Genomic DNA, 16,845 nt, shown 5'->3' on the forward strand with positions numbered 1-16,845 from the left:
GTGCCCGGAGGTATCGTCCACAACGGCGCACGTCATGCGTGCCGGCGCCGCGCTGCACCGACTCAGCAGGGGGAGAACGACCATGACCGACCCGACCCAGGACCCGACGCCGGACCCGACGCAGCGCCCGCCGGTCCCGCCGATCCCGCGCTACTCCTACCCCGGGAGCCCACCGGCATCAGCCGACCCGGGGGTGGGCCTCTCCGACGCCGATGAGAGCGCCCCCGCCCCCCGGCCGACCGGCCGGCGCGCCGGTCTCCTGGTCGGTGGCGTCGTCGCGGCCCTCGTGCTCGGTGGTGGTGCCGTCTTCGCCGTGCAACAGCTGAGCGGCGGCGGCGCCCAGCCGGCCGACGTGCTCCCCGGTGACGCCTACGGCTACCTGCGCCTCGACATCGACCCCTCCGCGGGTCAGAAGATCGCCGCGGTGCGCTTCCTCGACAAGCTGCCGCAGGTGCGCGACACCCTCGGCGGCGACGACCCGCGCCAGAAGCTGTGGGAGCTCATCGCCACCGAGGCCTCGGACGACTGCATCACGGCCTTCAGCTACGACACCGACATCGCGCCCTGGCTCGGTGACCGGGCCGGTGCCGCCATCCGTCCGGGAGGCACCGAGGACAAGCCGCACGTCGCTCTCGCCGTGCAGGTGACCGACGAGGCCCGTGCCGAGCAGATGCTCGGCAAGCTCTTCGCCTGCGACCCGGACGGCGCCGACATCGAGACGAAGGACGGCTACGTCCTCGTGATGCCGCCTGGCACCGGCACGGCCACCATGGCGGCCGTCGCCAAGGGCACGCTCTCCACGAACGCCACCTTCACCGGCGACATGAGCGCCCTCGGCGAACAGGGAGTGGTCTCCGCCTGGTTCGACATGACGCGTGGGGCCAAGGAGCTGCAGGGTCTCGGCGCGGGCGCCCTCGGCCTGTCGAGCACGACGGCCGTCGGTGCGGAAGGCCGCGTCGCGGCAGCGCTGCGCTTCGACCCGTCCTACGTCGAGCTCGCCGGCGTCGTGCGCGGGGCCACGGCGGTCAAGGCCGCACCGGGTGACGCGGCCCAGCTGCTCAACCTGCCCGACGACACGGCGGTGGCCCTGCACGTGTCGGGCGCTGACCAGGCCGTCGACGCCGCGTGGCCGCAGCTCGCCGACCAGCTCGAGGACCTCAGCGGGATCACGGGCGGCGACGTCATCGGCGAGATCGAGCAGCAGCTCGACGTCACCCTGCCCGACGACCTCAAGGTGCTGCTCGGCCGCTCGTTCACGGTCTCGGCCCCGCAGCAGGACCTCACGTCGGCCGACACCTTCGTGGTCGGCGGCAAGATCGTCTCGGGCGACAGCGCCCGAGCCACTGCGCTGGTCGACCGCCTCGACCAGGCGCTGGGCGACGTGCTCACGCACACCCTCGACGCCGGCACCCTCTACCTCGCCAGCGACCCCGCCTACGTCGACACGCTCAAGCAGGGTGGTGGCCTCGGTGACACCGACGCCTTCAAGGCCGCCCTCGGCGACGTGGGCAGCGCGAACGGCGTGCTCTTCGTCGACCTCGACCGTATCGAGAGCGCCTACCTCGGCGACCTCGACGGCGACACCCGGGCAGCCGTGGAGTCACTTCGTGCGGTCGGGGCCTCGACCCGCGTGACGGGTGACGGCGAGGCCGCGTTCTCGCTGCGGGTCGTCGGCAACTGAGCCGTTCGACCCCGCCGTCCTCCGCGAAGCGTCCTACACGGCCGACGCGGCCCAGCCCGAGATCCCCGATCCCGGGTCGGACGGCATCCGGATCTCGTTGCCGGAGTAGGTGATCCCGCCGGCGACCGGCGAGGCGATCGACCACCACGCGGCATCGAGGTCGGGGGTATGCGTGGTCGGCTGGGCCGCGACGAGCGCGGCGGCCGCGCCGACCCCGATGTGGCTCTCCATCATGGAGCCGACGATGGTGCCGAGCCCGGCCTCCTCGGCCCGCCGCAACAGCGCGCGACCCAGGGTGAGCGACCCGCACTTGGCGAGCTTGACGTTGATGAGGTCGGCGGCCCCGAGCCGGATGATCCGCTCGAGGTCGTGCACGCCGTAGCAGGACTCGTCGGCCATGACCGGCAGACCCACCCGGGCGCGCACCCACGCCATCCCCTCGACGTCGTCGGCGACGACGGGCTGCTCGACGAACTCGACACCGAGGTCGGCGACCTCGAGCGCCCGGATGACCGAGACCGCCTCCTCCCGGGTCCACCCCTGGTTGGCGTCGAGGCGGATCGCGATGCCGGGCCCGACGGCGTCACGCACCGAGGCGACACGCTGCACGTCGGTCGACGCGTCGGTGCCGACCTTCATCTTGAGCGTCGTGAAGCCGGCCGCGACCCGCTCGCGCGCCGTGTCGGCGAGCGCTGCCGCCGCCCCGGCCGACAGGGTGACGTCCGTCGTCAGCCGATCCGGTATGCCGTCCGGTCGGCCCGAGAGCAGGGCGGCGAAACTCGTGCCCTCCGCCCGGGCGACGAGGTCGTGCAGCGCCGCATCGACGGCGGCCTTGGCGCCGAAGTTGCGGGCGACCGCACGCTGCGCGGCCGCGGCGACGGCGGCGAGGTCGGCGCGGTCGTCGAGGGCGCGGCCGAGGAGGAGCGGAGCGAGCATCGACTCGATGCAGGCGGCCGCACTCGCCAGGGACTCCCCCGTCACCTGCCACACCTGCGGGGCCTCGCCCCACCCGACCCGACCGTCGCTGTCGGTGATCGTCACGACGACGGTGTCGGTCGTCTCGGTGCGGCGGAGCGCCGTGACGAAGGGGGTGTGCAGGCGCACGGTCGAGGTCCGGGTCTCGACGCGGTCGATGGTCGTCACGACTGCACCTCCCGGTCGTCCCCGGCGGGGCCGGCCTGGCCGGCCATGCCAGCGTCGGCGTGGTCGACACCGGCATGGTCGCCGTCGACATGGTCGGCGGCCCAGACGTCGGCGGCGACGGAGGCGACGAAGGCGGCACCCTCGTGCTCGCCGAGGTCGATCGTCGTGCAGATGGCGAGGACGAACGGCTCCTCGCCGGTGGGCCGCACGAGGGCGACGTCGTGCGAGACCCCCGGGATCCAGCCAGACTTGCTCGCGGTCGGGGTGCCGCTCGGCAGCCCCGCCGGGATCTGGTCGAGATGCTGCTGGCGCGAGAGCATCTGCTCGACGGGCTCACAGACGGCCGGGCCACCGAGCGCCGGCTCACGCCGGGCCACGGCGGCCATGACGAGGCCGAGGTCGGCCGCGGTCACGGTGTTGGTGATGCCGGCCGCGCGGGCCGCGGAGTCCTCGATGCCGCGCCCGACGACGGTGGTCGGTGAGCACCCGGCCAGCTGCAGCACTAGTGCCACCTCCTCGCGCCCGACGACGTCGAGCAGCAGGTTGGTGGCGAGGTTGCCCGAGTGGGTGATGGCGTGCTCGGCGAGCTGGCGCAGGGTGCGGGTGGCGCCGAGGGCCGCCCACGTCTCGGGGTCCTGGTCGTCATCGACGTCCATCGAGAAGGGTGAGCCGTCGTGCACCGACGCGAACGCGTTGTGCACCGGGTGCGGGGCGTCCAGATCGAGCTCGCCCCGCACGACGCGGCGCTGAGCCGCCACGACGAGGGGCAGCTTCATCGTCGAGGCGGCATAGTGCGGCTCACCGGCTCGGTGGCTCCACCGGCACCGGCCGGCGAGATCCCCGAGCCAGACGGACACGGAGGCGGACGGGTCTGCCGTGGCCACGGCGTGGAGGCGGGCGTCGAGGTCGGCGAAGGCGCTGTGCACCCTCAGAACGCTAGAGGATCAGGCCGCGGAGGCCGACACCACGTCGTTGCTCGGCACCGGGAGCGTGACGGTCGGTGCGAGGCCCTCGCTCTCGGCCATGCGGCTCGAGACGTCGATGAGCACCTGCGAGAGCGGCAGCTCGAGCGCGCCGCAGATGGAGGCGAGCAGCTCGGAGGACGCTTCCTTCTCGCCACGCTCGACCTCGCTGAGGTAGCCGAGGGAGACCGAGGCGGTGGCCGAGACCTCACGCAGGGTGCGTCCCTGGGCCCGACGACGCTCGCGCAGGACGTCGCCCAGCTCACGTCGCAACAGTGTCGTCATGCCGGCCTCCTTCAGGTCCTCGTCTCGGCGGCTCGTCATCGGATCGGGTCTCAGGCGGATCTGATGAGGTGGTCAACTGCTCGGGTGCGGTCCGGCGTCGTCCGGAGCCACTAGGGCTACCGTACCCCCAGCCCCTGTCGGCGGTGCAGGGGTTGGTGGGGTGGCGGCGATCTCGCGGAGCGCGAGCAGCAGCACCTCACGCACCGCACGGGTGCGCACCGCCGTCCGGTCCCCCTTCAACTCCAGGGCGCGGGTGGCTGTTCCCGAGGGCCCCGCGACGGCGATGTGCACGGTGCCGGCCGGCTTGCCCTCTGCCGGTCCCGGACCGGCGACTCCGGTGGTGGACAGGGCCCACGTCGCGCCGAGGCGGACGCGGGCGCCCTCGGCCATGGCGACGGCGACCGCTGGGTCGACGGTGCCCACCCGGTCGAGGAGCTCGGCCGGCACCCCCAGCAGGTCGACCTTGACCCGGGGCGCGTAGGCGAGGACACCCCCGAGCAGCACCACCGAGGCACCCGGGGTGTCAGCCACCGTCGCGGCCACGAGTCCGGCCGTCAGGGACTCGGCGCTCGCGACGGTCTCACCGCGCTCGGTCAGCAGCTCCACGAGCCGCTTCCCCGGCTCGGCACCCGACACCTGCACGCGTCACTCCCTCCCGGGCCCACCGCGGTCGGCAGGATCGGCCGTCGGCCGCTCCTCGTCGGTGCCACGCGAGCTGTCTGCAGCACCGCCGGCCCGGGCCTCGCGGCCCGCCGCGCGGGTCTCGCGTCCCGCCGCGCGCGCGGCGCGACGTAGCCGCGTGCGCTCGCTCGTCTCGCGCAGGCGGGCCGCCTTGAAGACGTAGTCGACCCCGCTCACGACCGTCATGACGAACGCTGCGCCGAGCAGGACGTAGGCGACGAAGAGCCAGGCGCCCCCGAGCGGCAGCACTGCGAGCGGGAAGGTCAGGGCGGCGAGCGACAGGGTCTGCAGCATCGTCTTGAGCTTGCCCCCACGTCCGGCCGGCATGACGCCGTGCCGGATGACGACGAAGCGCAGCACCGTGATGCCGATCTCGCGCACGACGATGACGATGGTCACCCACCACCAGATGACCCCGAGCAGCGACAGCCCGATGAAGGCGGTGCCGGTCAGTGCCTTGTCGGCGATGGGGTCGGCCACCTTGCCGAAGTTGGTGATCTCACCGCGCTCGCGTGCGATCTTGCCGTCGATGCCGTCGGTGACCGCGGCGATCACGAAGACGAGCCAGGCCCAGAAGCGCCACCAGGGGTTGGAGCCGCCGTCCATGAAGAGGAACGTCGCGTAGACGGGCACGAGGAGGAAGCGCAGGACCGTCAGCGCGTTGGGCAGGTTCCAGTCGGTCGGACGCGGTGCAGGCCCCTCCCCCCGGTGGAAGCCACCCACGGTCATCGCGGCTCCGCGACCAGGTCGATGCCCTCGGTGCCGACGACGACGGCCGCGACGAGGTCGCCGACCGCCGGCTGGGGTGCCCCCTCGGGCAGGTGCAGGAGCGTGACGCCGTCGACGTCGGGGCCCTGGAACGCGGCGCGGCCCACGGGCAGACCGTCGTCGTCGATCTCCTCGACGAGCACGACGACGTGCTCGCCGATGCGCTCCTCGGCACGTTGCGCGTTGAGCTCCTCGACGAGCCGGGTGAAGCGGTCGAGACGGTCGGCGACGACCTCGGGAGCCAGGTGGCCGGCATACGTCTCGGCCTCGGTGCCGTCCTCGTCGGAGTAGCCGAAGACGCCGACGACGTCGAGGCGCGCCTCGGTGAGGAAGGCCTCGAGCTCGTCGAGGTCGGCCTCGGTCTCGCCGGGGAAGCCGACGATGACGTTGCAGCGCACGCCCGCCTCGGGGGCGTCGGCGCGCACCCGCGCGAGCAGGTCGAGGAAGGCCTCGCGGGAGCCGAAGCGGCGCATCGAGCGCAGCAGCGGCTCGGACGCGTGCTGGAAGGAGATGTCGTAGTAGGGCACGACCCCCGGGGTGTCGGCCATCGCCCGCAGCAGACCGGGACGGATCTCGGCGGGCTGGAGGTAGGACACGCGCACGCGCTCGATGCCCTCGATGGCGGTCAGCTCGGGGAGCAGCTTCTCGAGCAGGCCGAGGTCACCGAGGTCCTTGCCGTAGGACGTGGAGTTCTCGGAGACGAGGAAGAGCTCCTTGACGCCACGCTCGGCGAGCCAGCGGCCCTCGGCGATGACGTCGGCAGGCCGGCGCGAGACGAAGGCGCCGCGAAACATCGGGATGGCGCAGAACGAGCAGCGTCGGTCACAGCCGGAGGCGATCTTGAGCGGCGCCCACGGCCGGCCGTCGAGGCGGGCACGGATGACGCGGGGGCCCGACGCCGGCGTCGGCACGGTGACCTCGTCGGTGGCGGCAGCGGCGGCATACGCCTGCGTGTCGCCGTGACCCGGAAGCGCCACGTCGCGACTGCCACCCTGCCGCTCCACCGGCGAGAGGGGCAGCAGGGTGCGCCGGTCGCTCGGCGTGTGGCTGGCCACGTGGCCGCCGGCGAGGATGGTCTGCAGGTGGGCGCTCATGTCGCGGTAGGAGTCGAAGCCGAGCACGGCGTCGGCCTCGGGGAGCTGCTCCTCGAGCTGCTCGCCGTAGCGCTCGGCGAGGCACCCGACCGCGACGACCTTCTGCGTGCGGCTGCCGCCGCCCTTGAGGTCGGAGGCCTCGAGGAGCGCGTCAATGGAGTCCTTCTTGGCCTGCTCGACGAAGCCGCACGTGTTGACGACGGCCACGTCGGCCTCGGCCGCGTCGTCGACGAGCCGCCACCCCTCGGCCAGGAGCCGGCCGGCGAGCTCCTCCGAGTCGACCTCGTTGCGGGTGCACCCGAGGGTGACGAGCGCGACGCTCCGGTCGGTGCTCGGGTGGGGAGGGGTCATGCGACCACTCTAGATGGCGCGGTGTTCAATGACGGACATGCCAGCACGCCCCCCGACCGCCTCCACCGAGCCCGCCGGCAGTCCCCTCGGGCGCGCTCGCGCACTGCTCGCCGAGCACCCTCTCATCGACGGTCACAACGACCTGCCGTGGGCGGCGCGGGAGCAGAGCGGCTACGACTTCGAGGCGCTCGACATCGCGGAGTCGGTGCCCACGACGCAGACCGATCTCCCCCGCCTCGAGCAGGGTGGGGTGGGTGGGCAGTTCTGGTCGGTCTTCGTGCCGAGCACCCTGCAGGGCGATGCCGCCGTCGCCGCCACGCTCGAGCAGGTCGACTGCGTGCACCGGATGATCGCGACGTATGCCGACCGGCTGGCCCTCGCACGCACCGCCGACGAGATCGAGCGGGCCCGGGACTCCGGCCGCCTCGCGTCGCTGCTCGGGGCCGAGGGCGGCCACTCGATCGGCTGCTCCCTCGGAGCCCTGCGGATGCTGCACGCGCTCGGGGTGCGCTACCTGACGCTGACCCACAACGACAACACCCCCTGGGCCGACTCCGCGACCGATGTGGCCGTCGTCGGTGGTCTCAGCGCCTTCGGCCGGGAGGTCGTCGGCGAGATGAACCGGCTCGGCATGATGGTCGACCTCAGCCACGTCGCAGCGACGACCATGCGCGCCGCGCTCGAGACGACGACGGCGCCGGTCATCTTCAGCCACTCGAGCGCGCTCGCCCTGTGCAACACGCCCCGCAACGTGCCCGACGACGTGCTCGCCGCCCTGCCGGGCAACGGCGGGGTCTGCATGGTCACCTTCGTGCCGGAGTTTGTCTCCCCCGCGACCGCGGCGTGGCGGGTCGAGGCGTCCGAGGCCGCTGCCGAGGTCGGGGTCGACGCGAAGGACTGGGAGGCGTTCGGCCGCTTCACCGCGTCGTGGCAGGCCGACCACTCCAAGCCCGACGCGACGATCGAGCAGGTCGTCGCCCACCTCGAGCACGTGCGCGAGGTGGCCGGCATCGACCACGTCGGCATCGGCGGCGACTACGACGGCACCGACACCTTCCCCGTGGGCCTCGAGGACGTCAGCGGGTACCCCCTGCTCGTCGCGGCCCTGCTCGAGCGCGCGTGGTCGGAGGCGGAGGTCGCCCAGCTCGTGCGCGGCAACACGCTCCGGGTGATGCGCGACGTCGAGGCAGTCGCCCGTGACCTGCAGGACACGCGCGCCCCGAGCCTCGCGACCTTCGCTGCGCTCGACGGCTGACGCGACCTGACGCGACATGGCAGGGGCGAGCGCGTCGGGGCGCGGCGGGGCATCAGTCTGCAGATCAGTCGGCGACTGGTGCTGCCCTGACGACAGCAGACGCAGACTGATCCGCAGACAGATCGACACAGCCAGTCACCCCGCAGATCAGTCTGCGGATCTGTCTGCGGTCACTGCCGGAAGCGGGCGATGGTGAGGCCGACGAGGCGGGCAACGACGAGGGCGACGTAGAGCATCCCGGTGATCTGCTGGAGCAGCACGAACGACCGGGCGTGTGGCTCGATCGCGTAGATGTCGGACAGCCCGGTCCCGGTCATGTTCGCAATAGAGAGGTAGAGCATCTCGAACCATGAGCGCTCGCTACCAAGGTCCTCACCATGGATGACGAAGGACTCGGGCCAGATGAACTGGATGGCGAGGTAGAAGTACGCGTACCCCCAGGCCACGACCGTGAACGTGGCACCCGTGGCATAGAGCTCGTCTCGAGTCACCCAGTTATCGGCGAACATGTATCGCAGCAGGCCGTAGCCCGTGTAGAAGTAGAAGAGGGCGTGTAGCAGGGCGCTCCAGAACGCCACGACGTCGTTGGCCGGCCACACCGCCTCGGCGATCGTGAGCAGCACGACCGGGCCGCCGAGCACCGCGGCGACCCACGTCAGGGCAGGCGTCGCGCGCACCGCCCGCACCGCGAGGAAGAGCACGAGCAGGCCGATGAGACCGAAGACCGCTCTCCCGGTCTCGTGGACGTCGCCCTCGCGCGTCTCGACGAACGGGTAGGTGAGCAGCGCCCCGAGCTGCACGAAGAGCAGTAGCGCGCACGGCAGGTCGGTCACCTTGCGGCGCAGCCGGTCGAGGCGGCTCGGCGGTCCGGCGCGACGGGGCGAGGACGGCCAGAGCTCAAGTGATGCACTCACCTCCCGGAGCCTAGTCGCGACCTCGTCAAGAACGCGTCAAGAGGTGTCAGCCCGCCGTCAACGCGAGCGATCCGGGGCGGGCACCGGCGTAGGAACGTCTCATGATCCTCACCATTGCCCTGGCCGTGGTCGGTGTGGCCCTGGTGGGCTACCTCGTCTACGTGCTGCTGCACGCCGACCGCTTCTGATGGGCGAGACCGCCAGCGGACTGCTCACCATCGCAGTGCTCGTCGCCGCCCTCGCCGTCGTCCACGTCCCCCTCGGCGCGTGGCTCGCGCGGGTCTTCACCGACCCGGGGCACTGGCGCCTCGAGCGCCTCGCCTACCGCCTGTGCCGCGTCGACCCGGCCTCCGAGCAGCGGTGGACGACGTATGCCGCGGCCGTCCTCGGCTTCTCCGTCGTCGGCATCGCGCTGCTCTTCGCGCTCATCGTCGCCCAGGGCACGCTCCCCCTCGCCCGGGGCGCAGCCATGGATGTCGACACCGCCCTCAACACGGCCGTCTCCTTCGTCACCAACACCAACTGGCAGTCGTATGCCGGTGAGTCCGGCGTGTCTCCCCTCGTGCAGACGGTGGGGCTGACCGTCCAGAACTTCGTCTCCCCCGCCGTCGGCCTGGCCGTGGCCATCGCGCTCGTGCGCGGCCTCGCCCGCTCCTCGGGCACGACCATTGGCAACTTCTGGGTCGACCTCGTGCGCGCCGTGGTGCGCGTGCTGCTGCCGATGGCGGTGGTCGCCGCCGTCCTGCTGCTCCTCGGTGGCGTCATCCAGAACCTCACCGAGGCCACGACCGTCACGACGCCCTCGGGCGGCTCGCAGGTCACCCAGGGTGGCCTCGTCGCGTCGCAGGAGGCCATCAAGGAACTGGGCACCAACGGAGGCGGCTATTTCAATGCCAACTCCGCGCATCCCTTCGAGAACCCCACCGCGCTCACCAACCTCCTTGAGGTCTTCCTGCTGCTCGTCATCCCCTTCTCGCTCCCGCGCACCTACGGCCTGCTCGTCGGTGACCGTCGGCAGGGCTGGGCGGTCCTCGGGGTCATGGCGAGCCTCTGGGGCCTCGTCGTGGCCGTCGTCACGTGGGCCGAGGTCAGCGCGGCGGGCGGCCCGCTCGGCGCCCTCGAGGGCAAGGAGGTGCGCTTCGGCGTCTGGCCGTCAGCACTCTTCGCCGCGAGCACGACCGGCACCTCGACGGGCGCCGTCAACTCGATGCACGAGAGCTTCAGCCCCCTGGGCGGTGGCGGCGCGCTCTTCTCGATCCTGCTGGGCGAGATCGCACCCGGTGGCGTCGGCTCCGGCCTCTACGGCGCGCTGCTCCTCGCCATCCTCACGGTCTTCATCTCCGGCCTCATGGTGGGGCGCACGCCCGAGCTGCTCGGCAAGCAGGTGGGTCGCCGCGAGATCACCCTCACGGCGCTCGCCCTGCTCGTCATGCCGGCCCTCGTGCTCGTCTTCACCGGCATCGGCATGGTCGCCCCGCTCGTCACGTCGCAGATGCTCGCCACGGGTCCGCACGGGCTCACCGAGGTGATGTATGCCTACGCCTCGGCCGCCAACAACAACGGCAGCGCGTTCGCCGGCTTCTCGGCGGACACGCCCTACACGAACCTCACGCTCGCGCTGTGCATGCTGCTCGGCCGCCTGGTGCCGATCGTGCTCGTGCTCGCGCTCGCCGGCGCCCTTGTCGCACAACGGCGCCGACCGGTCGGCGCCGGCACGCTTCCGACCCACACCCCCACGTTCGCAGGCCTCTTCGTCGGGGTGGCACTCATCGTCACCGGACTGACCTTCTTCCCGGCCCTGGCCCTCGGTCCCCTCGCGGAGGCACTGTCATGACCCTCGCCACCCTCGCTCGACAGCTCGTCGCGACCTTCCCGCAGGCGGTGCGCAAGCTCGACCCCCGCCACGTCTTTCGCAGCCCGGTCGTCTTCGTCGTGTGGGTCGGCTCACTGCTCACCACGGTCGCCGCGATCGTCGACCCGTCGTGGTTCTCCTGGAGCATCACCCTCTGGCTGTGGGCCACGGTCGTCTTCGCCAACATGGCCGAAGCCGTCGCCGAGGGGCGGGGCAAGGCCCAGGCGGCCACCCTGCGCGCGGCCCGCACGACGACGGCGGCGCGGCGACGGCGGGCCGACGGCTCCGTCGAGACCGTCGCGGCGCCCGACCTCACGATCGGCGACGTCGTCGTCGTCGGCCCCGGCGAGGTCATCCCCGGAGACGGCGACGTCGTCGAGGGCATGGCCACCGTCGACGAGTCGGCGATCACCGGCGAGTCCGCCCCCGTCATCCGCGAGTCAGGTGGCGACCGGTCGGCGGTCACCGGCGGCACCACGGTCCTCTCGGACGGCATCGCCGTGCGCATCACGACGCGGCCGGGTAAGACCTTCATCGACCGGATGATCGCGCTCGTCGAGGGGGCGGCCCGGCAGAAGACGCCCAACGAGGTCGCCCTGACGATCCTGCTCACGACGCTGACGATCATCTTCCTGCTCGCCGTCATGGCGGTCCAGCCTCTCGCCGTCTACTCCGGACAGGCGCAGTCGGTCATCGTGCTCGTTGCGCTGCTGGTCTGCCTCATCCCGACGACGATCGGAGCGCTCCTGTCCGCGATCGGCATCGCGGGCATGGACCGGCTCGTGCAGCACAACGTCCTCGCGATGTCGGGCCGGGCCGTCGAGGCCGCGGGCGACGTGTCGACGCTGCTCCTCGACAAGACCGGCACGATCACCTTCGGCAACCGCCGGGCGACGGCGCTGCTCGCGGCGCCCGGTCTGCCCACCGACGAGATCGTCGAGGCGGCGCACCTGTCATCGCTCGCCGACGAAACGCCGGAGGGTCGTTCGATCATCGAGCTCGCGGCCACGAGCCTCTCGGATGAGGCCAGCAAGCGTCTCGGCGCCGTCGACCGCCTGGGTGCGACCTTCGTGCCGTTCACCGCTCAGACCAGGATGTCGGGCATCGACCTGCAGGACGGCGGCGTCGTGCGCAAGGGCGCCTCCGACGCGGTGTGCCGCTGGGTGACCGACCACGGTGGCGAGGTGCCGGGCGGGGTCCTCACCGAGGTCGCCGGCATCGCCAGCTCCGGAGGCACCCCTCTCGTCGTCGCCTCGCAGCGCCCGGGTGAGTGCCCGCGCGCGCTCGGGGTGGTGCACCTCAAGGACGTCGTCAAGCCGGGCATGAAGGAGCGCTTCGCCCAGCTGCGCACGATGGGCATCCGCACCGTCATGATCACCGGTGACAACCCCCTCACCGCGAGGTCGATCGCAGCGGAGGCCGGGGTCGACGACTTCCTCGCCGAGGCGACGCCCGAGGACAAGATGGCGCTCATCAAGCAGGAGCAGGAGGGCGGCCGCCTCGTGGCGATGACCGGCGACGGCACCAACGACGCGCCCGCCCTCGCCCAGTCCGACGTCGGCGTGGCGATGAACACCGGCACGTCGGCGGCCAAGGAGGCGGCCAACATGGTCGACCTCGACTCCGACCCGACGAAGCTCATCGACATCGTCTCGATCGGCAAGCAGCTGCTCATCACCCGCGGGGCGCTGACGACCTTCTCGATCGCCAACGACGTCGCGAAGTACTTCGCGATCATCCCCGCGATGTTCGTCATCCTCTTCCCCGGCCTCGACGCCCTCAACATCATGGGCCTGTCGACGCCGAGGTCGGCGATGCTGTCGGCGGTCATCTTCAACGCTCTCATCATCGTCGCACTGATCCCCTTGTCGCTGAGGGGCGTTCGCTATCGCCCTTCCGGCAGCACCGCGCTCCTGCGACGCAACCTGCTCGTCTACGGCGTCGGCGGCCTCGTCGCCCCCTTCGTCGGCATCAAGCTCATCGACCTCGTCGTGAGCCAGCTCCCGCTGTGAACGGAATCGATGTGATCACCATGACCAACCTCCTGCGTCAGTCGGTGGCCGGGCTGCGCGCCATGCTCGTGCTGACCGTCCTGCTCGGCGTCCTCTACCCCGCCGCCGTCTGGACCGTCGGCCAGCTCGTCGCTCGCGACCAAGCGGGCGGCTCGCTCGTGACGGTCGACGGCACGGTCGTCGGCTCGCGCCTGCTGGGCCAGCAGTGGGAGGGCGACGAGTGGTTCCGGTCGCGCCCGTCAGCCAGCGACCATGCCGGAGACACGAGCGGGGGCAGCAACCTCGGCCCGGGCGCCGCTCTCGACGCGGAGGTCGCCCAGCGTGCCGAGGCGGCCGGACTCGACCCGGCCACCGCTCCCGCCGACGCAATCACGGCCTCGGCCAGCGGCCTCGACCCGCACATCAGTCCGGCGTATGCCGCGGCGCAGGCCGGGCGCGTCGCTGCAGCCCGCGGACTCGACGTCGCCCGCGTGCGGACCCTCGTCGACGAGCACACCGAGGGCAGGGACGCCGGCTTCCTCGGCCAGCCGCGGGTCGACGTGCTCGGCCTCAACCTCGCCCTCGCCCGCCTCGGCGCTGCGACGCCCGGCTGACCTGAGAGGATCGGCACATGGGTCGAGGCTCGCTGCGGATCTACCTCGGGTCCGCGCCCGGGGTGGGCAAGACGGTGGCCATGCTCGACGAGGCCCACCGGCGGCTCGAGCGGGGCACCGACGTCGTCGTCGGCTTCGTCGAGACCCACGGCCGCGCACACACCGCAGCGCTGCTCGACGGTCTCGAGGTGCTCCCCAGGCGAGAGGTGACCTACCGAGGCGCCGAGCTCACCGAGCTCGACACCGCCGCCGTCATCGCCCGCCGTCCCGAGGTCGTCGTCATCGACGAGCTGGCGCACACCAACGTGCCCGAGCCCGACCGCCCCGTCGGGGAGGTGCACGAGAAGCGCTGGCAGGACGTCGACGACATCCTCGATGCCGGCATCGACGTCATCTCGACCGTCAACATCCAGCACCTCGAGTCGCTCAACGACGTGGTCGAGTCGATCACCGGCGTCCGCCAGCAGGAGACGGTGCCCGACGAGGTCGTGCGCCGGGCCGACCAGGTGCAGCTCGTCGACATGTCTCCCGAGGCGCTGCGCCGACGCATGGCCCACGGCAACATCTACGGCCCCGACAAGGTCGACGCCGCGCTCGCCAACTACTTCCGGGTCGGCAACCTGTCGGCGCTGCGCGAGATCGCCCTTCTTTGGCTGGCCGACCGGGTCGACGAGGCGCTCGAGCGTTACCGGGCCGACCAGGGCATCCACGAGCAGTGGCCGACGCGCGAGCGGGTCGTCGTGGCCCTCACCGGCGGCCCCGGCAGCGAGACCCTGCTGCGCCGGGGAGCCCGCATCGCGACGCGCGCGGCCGGCGGCGACCTCATCGCCTGCCACGTCCGATCGGCCGAAGGTCTCACCTCGACCGACCCCGACGCGCTCGCACGGCTGCGGCGCCTCGCGAGCGACCTCGGCGCGGAGTTCCACGAGGTGTCGGGACCCGACGTCGCAGAGGCCATCCTCGACCACGCCCGCGGTGTCAACGCGACGCAGGTCGTCGTCGGGGTGAGCCGACGCGGCCGCTTCCAACAACTCCTGCGACCGAGCATCGCGTCCGAGGTCGCTGACGGGTCCGGCGACATCGACGTGCACCTCGTCTCGCACGAGGGGTCCCAGGTCACGGCTCGTGGCTCACGGACGCGCGGCCTCCCGCCGAGACGGGTCCTCACCGGACTGCTCTTCGCCGTCGTCTCCCTGCCCGTCCTGACGAGCATCCTCGTGGCCACCCGCGAGGGTCACACCCTCTCGCTCACCCTGCTCCTCTACCTCGCCCTGACCGTCGCCTGCGCCCTCATCGGCGGCATCTGGCCGGCGCTCTTCTGCGCCGTCTCGGGCTCGCTCCTCGTCAACTGGTTCTTCACCGAGCCGCAGGGCACCCTGACGATCAGCGACCCGCCCAACGCGCTCGCCCTCGCCGTCTTCATCCTCGTCGCCATGGCGGTCAGCTGGGTGGTCCACGTGGCCGCGCGTCGCACCGAGCAGGCGGTGTCGGCCGAGCGCGAGTCCGCGGCGCTCGCCGCCCTCAGCCGTGACCTGCTCGCCGAGCCGCGCCCGCTGCCGGTGCTGCTCGACAAGGCGCGAGACGCCCTCGGCATGCGCTCGGCCGTGCTGACCGAGCGGCGCGACGACGGTCCGCCGCGGGTGATCGCCTCGACGGACTCGCGCCTGTCCCCCGGCTCCGAGCTCCCACCGGGTCTCACCTGGGCGGTCGACGTGCCGGTCGACGACGGCGTGCACCTGCTCCTCGACGGCCCACCGGTCGCCGCAGAGGACCAGCGGCTCGTCGCGGCCTATGCGGCGCACGCCGCGATCCTGCACGGCCGCGAGCAGCTCGTGCGAGCGGCGCGGGAGGCCGCAGGGCTGGCCCGTGACAACGCCGCCCGCACCACCCTGCTCGCAGCGGTCTCGCACGACCTGCGCACCCCGCTGGCGAGCATCAAGGCCGGCGTGTCGACCCTGCGCCAGACCGGCCTCGAGCTCCCGCCCGACGACGAGGCCGAGCTGCTCGAGTCCATCGAGGACTCCGCCGACCGGCTCGATGCGCTCATCGGCAACCTCCTCGACCTCTCGCGCCTCGAGACCGGAGCCGTGAGACCCCACCACCACGCCGTCGACCTGCTCGACGCCGTGGTCGGCACCGTGCGCACGACCTCCGACCCCGGGCGGGTCGAGGTGGCGCTCGAGCCGGACCTCCCGCTCGTGCGCACCGACCTCGGCCTGCTCGACCGGGTGCTCGCCAACGTCGTCGAGAACGCCCTGCGCCACCGCGGGCCCGCCGACGTGCGCATCACCGCCGGCCGCATCGGCGACACGGTGCAGCTGCGCGTCGCCGACCGCGGTCCCGGGGTCGCCGACTCCGACAAGGACCACATCTTCGCCGCTTTCCAGCGCGTCGGGGATGCGCCGCAGGGTGACGGCCTCGGGCTCGGCCTGGCCGTTGCCCGCGGCCTGATGACCGTCATGGGTGGCACCCTCGTCCCCGAGGACACCCCGGGCGGAGGCCTCACCATGGTCCTCGAGCTCCCCCTCGCCCAGCACCAGGAGGACCCGTGACCCGAGTGCTCGTCGTCGACGACGACCCCCGCCTGCTGCGCACCCTCTCGATCGCGCTCCGCGCCCACGGCGACGAGGTGCTGACCGCGAACGACGGACGCAGTGCGGTGCAGTCCGCTGCCGAGGACGCCCCGGACGTCGTCATCCTCGACCTCGGCCTGCCCGACCTCGACGGCACCGAGGTGCTCCGGCGCATCCGGGCCGGGTCGGCCGTGCCCGTCATCGTGCTGTCGGCCCGCCACGAGAGCGACGACAAGATCGAGGCCCTCGACCTCGGCGCCGACGACTACGTGACCAAGCCCTTCGGCGTCGAGGAGCTGCTCGCCCGGGTGCGCGCCGCCGTGCGCCGCAGCGGCGACCTCGGGCCCCGCATCGCCGCTGTGCGCACCGACCACTTCACCCTCGACTTTGCCGAGCGTCGCGCGTCGGTGGAGGGGCAGGAGATCCGGCTGACCCCCACCGAGTGGCGCCTGCTCGAGGCGCTGTGCCGCGAGCCCGGCCACCTCGTGCTCCAGCAGGACCTGCTGCGCTCGGTCTGGGGCCCGTCCTACGGCCGCGAGTCCAACTACCTGCGCGTCTATGCCAATCAGCTGCGCCGCAAGCTCGAGCCCGACCCGAGCGCCCCGCGCCACCTCATCACCGAGCCCGGCCTCGGCTACCGCTTCCTGCCCTGACCGTCGAGAGGCCACTCCTGGTCGCCCG

At 72.2% G+C, this 16,845-nt stretch carries 15 protein-coding genes; 8 read left to right on the forward strand and 7 right to left on the reverse strand.

The window, feature by feature from the left end; all coding sequences use genetic code 11:
* Positions 1–82: 82 nt before the first annotated feature.
* Positions 83–1,681: a DUF3352 domain-containing protein gene (locus tag LG278_RS13375; RefSeq protein WP_404387579.1), complete on the forward strand. Its 1,599-nt coding sequence runs from the start codon at positions 83–85 to the stop codon at positions 1,679–1,681.
* Positions 1,682–1,714: 33 nt separating this feature from the next.
* Here the strand turns inward: LG278_RS13375 and LG278_RS13380 are convergent, their stop codons facing one another.
* The 6 genes from LG278_RS13380 to rimO form a co-directional block, all read right to left on the reverse strand.
* The gene (locus LG278_RS13380) at positions 1,715–2,824 is read right to left on the reverse strand and encodes a mandelate racemase/muconate lactonizing enzyme family protein (protein WP_404387581.1); all 1,110 of its coding nucleotides are present in this window, start codon (positions 2,822–2,824) and stop codon (positions 1,715–1,717) included.
* Positions 2,821–3,750, reverse strand: coding sequence for a serine hydrolase (locus tag LG278_RS13385; RefSeq protein ID WP_404387582.1), 930 nt, complete (start codon positions 3,748–3,750; stop codon positions 2,821–2,823). The genes LG278_RS13380 and LG278_RS13385 overlap by 4 nt, the downstream gene beginning before the upstream one ends.
* A gap of 18 nt (positions 3,751–3,768) precedes the next feature.
* Positions 3,769–4,071: a helix-turn-helix domain-containing protein gene (locus LG278_RS13390; RefSeq protein WP_141819476.1), complete on the reverse strand. Its 303-nt coding sequence runs from the start codon at positions 4,069–4,071 to the stop codon at positions 3,769–3,771.
* A gap of 72 nt (positions 4,072–4,143) precedes the next feature.
* Positions 4,144–4,713, reverse strand: coding sequence for a CinA family protein (locus LG278_RS13395; protein WP_404387584.1), 570 nt, complete (start codon positions 4,711–4,713; stop codon positions 4,144–4,146).
* Between the two features lie 3 nt (positions 4,714–4,716).
* A complete protein-coding gene (pgsA, locus tag LG278_RS13400) occupies positions 4,717–5,481 on the reverse strand; it encodes a CDP-diacylglycerol--glycerol-3-phosphate 3-phosphatidyltransferase (RefSeq protein ID WP_404387586.1) in 765 nt (254 codons plus the stop codon).
* On the reverse strand, positions 5,478–6,965 hold the full coding sequence (gene rimO, locus LG278_RS13405; RefSeq protein WP_404387588.1) for a 30S ribosomal protein S12 methylthiotransferase RimO: 1,488 nt from the start codon (positions 6,963–6,965) through the stop codon (positions 5,478–5,480). The genes pgsA and rimO overlap by 4 nt, the downstream gene beginning before the upstream one ends.
* Positions 6,966–7,002: 37 nt before the next feature.
* Here rimO and LG278_RS13410 point away from each other — a divergent pair, with 37 nt between their 5' ends.
* A complete protein-coding gene (locus LG278_RS13410; protein WP_404387590.1) occupies positions 7,003–8,220 on the forward strand; it encodes a dipeptidase in 1,218 nt (405 codons plus the stop codon).
* 170 nt (positions 8,221–8,390) lie between these two features.
* Here the strand turns inward: LG278_RS13410 and LG278_RS13415 are convergent, their stop codons facing one another.
* Entirely contained in the window at positions 8,391–9,134 is a 744-nt protein-coding gene (locus LG278_RS13415; protein WP_404387592.1) for an ion channel, read from the reverse strand.
* A gap of 101 nt (positions 9,135–9,235) precedes the next feature.
* Here LG278_RS13415 and kdpF point away from each other — a divergent pair, with 101 nt between their 5' ends.
* From kdpF to LG278_RS13445, 6 genes are read left to right on the forward strand one after another with little or no spacing between them, the layout of a single operon-like run.
* Positions 9,236–9,322 carry a K(+)-transporting ATPase subunit F gene (gene kdpF, locus LG278_RS13420; protein WP_404393651.1) on the forward strand — a complete coding sequence of 29 codons (87 nt, stop codon included), beginning with the start codon at positions 9,236–9,238 and terminating at the stop codon, positions 9,320–9,322.
* Positions 9,322–10,968 carry a potassium-transporting ATPase subunit KdpA gene (gene kdpA / locus LG278_RS13425; protein WP_404387594.1) on the forward strand — a complete coding sequence of 549 codons (1,647 nt, stop codon included), beginning with the start codon at positions 9,322–9,324 and terminating at the stop codon, positions 10,966–10,968. Before kdpF ends, kdpA begins: the two co-directional genes overlap by 1 nt.
* Positions 10,965–12,998, forward strand: a complete 2,034-nt coding sequence (kdpB, locus tag LG278_RS13430; protein WP_404387596.1) for a potassium-transporting ATPase subunit KdpB — start codon at positions 10,965–10,967, stop codon at positions 12,996–12,998. Before kdpA ends, kdpB begins: the two co-directional genes overlap by 4 nt.
* Before the next feature lie 20 nt (positions 12,999–13,018).
* Complete coding sequence (kdpC, locus tag LG278_RS13435) at positions 13,019–13,591, forward strand: potassium-transporting ATPase subunit KdpC (RefSeq protein WP_404387598.1); 573 nt, start codon at positions 13,019–13,021, stop codon at positions 13,589–13,591.
* Between the two features lie 17 nt (positions 13,592–13,608).
* Positions 13,609–16,143 carry a DUF4118 domain-containing protein gene (locus LG278_RS13440; protein ID WP_404387600.1) on the forward strand — a complete coding sequence of 845 codons (2,535 nt, stop codon included), beginning with the start codon at positions 13,609–13,611 and terminating at the stop codon, positions 16,141–16,143.
* The gene (locus tag LG278_RS13445) at positions 16,140–16,817 is read left to right on the forward strand and encodes a response regulator (protein ID WP_404387602.1); all 678 of its coding nucleotides are present in this window, start codon (positions 16,140–16,142) and stop codon (positions 16,815–16,817) included. The genes LG278_RS13440 and LG278_RS13445 overlap by 4 nt, the downstream gene beginning before the upstream one ends.
* Positions 16,818–16,845 lie beyond the last annotated feature (28 nt).

Origin of the sequence: Humibacillus xanthopallidus, assembly GCF_044793955.1 — a bacterium.
In the GTDB taxonomy this organism is placed as follows: domain Bacteria; phylum Actinomycetota; class Actinomycetes; order Actinomycetales; family Dermatophilaceae; genus Humibacillus; species Humibacillus xanthopallidus_C.

Coding starts and splice junctions, on each gene's coding strand:
- rimO (WP_404387588.1), bottom strand. CDS start 6,965: ATGACCCCTCCCCACCCGAGCACCGACCGGAGCGTCGCGCTCGTCACC.
- LG278_RS13390 (WP_141819476.1), bottom strand. CDS start 4,071: ATGACGACACTGTTGCGACGTGAGCTGGGCGACGTCCTGCGCGAGCGT.
- kdpC (WP_404387598.1), top strand. CDS start 13,019: ATGACCAACCTCCTGCGTCAGTCGGTGGCCGGGCTGCGCGCCATGCTC.
- kdpA (WP_404387594.1), top strand. CDS start 9,322: ATGGGCGAGACCGCCAGCGGACTGCTCACCATCGCAGTGCTCGTCGCC.
- LG278_RS13375 (WP_404387579.1), top strand. CDS start 83: ATGACCGACCCGACCCAGGACCCGACGCCGGACCCGACGCAGCGCCCG.
- LG278_RS13440 (WP_404387600.1), top strand. CDS start 13,609: ATGGGTCGAGGCTCGCTGCGGATCTACCTCGGGTCCGCGCCCGGGGTG.
- kdpF (WP_404393651.1), top strand. CDS start 9,236: ATGATCCTCACCATTGCCCTGGCCGTGGTCGGTGTGGCCCTGGTGGGC.
- LG278_RS13410 (WP_404387590.1), top strand. CDS start 7,003: ATGCCAGCACGCCCCCCGACCGCCTCCACCGAGCCCGCCGGCAGTCCC.
- pgsA (WP_404387586.1), bottom strand. CDS start 5,481: ATGACCGTGGGTGGCTTCCACCGGGGGGAGGGGCCTGCACCGCGTCCG.
- kdpB (WP_404387596.1), top strand. CDS start 10,965: ATGACCCTCGCCACCCTCGCTCGACAGCTCGTCGCGACCTTCCCGCAG.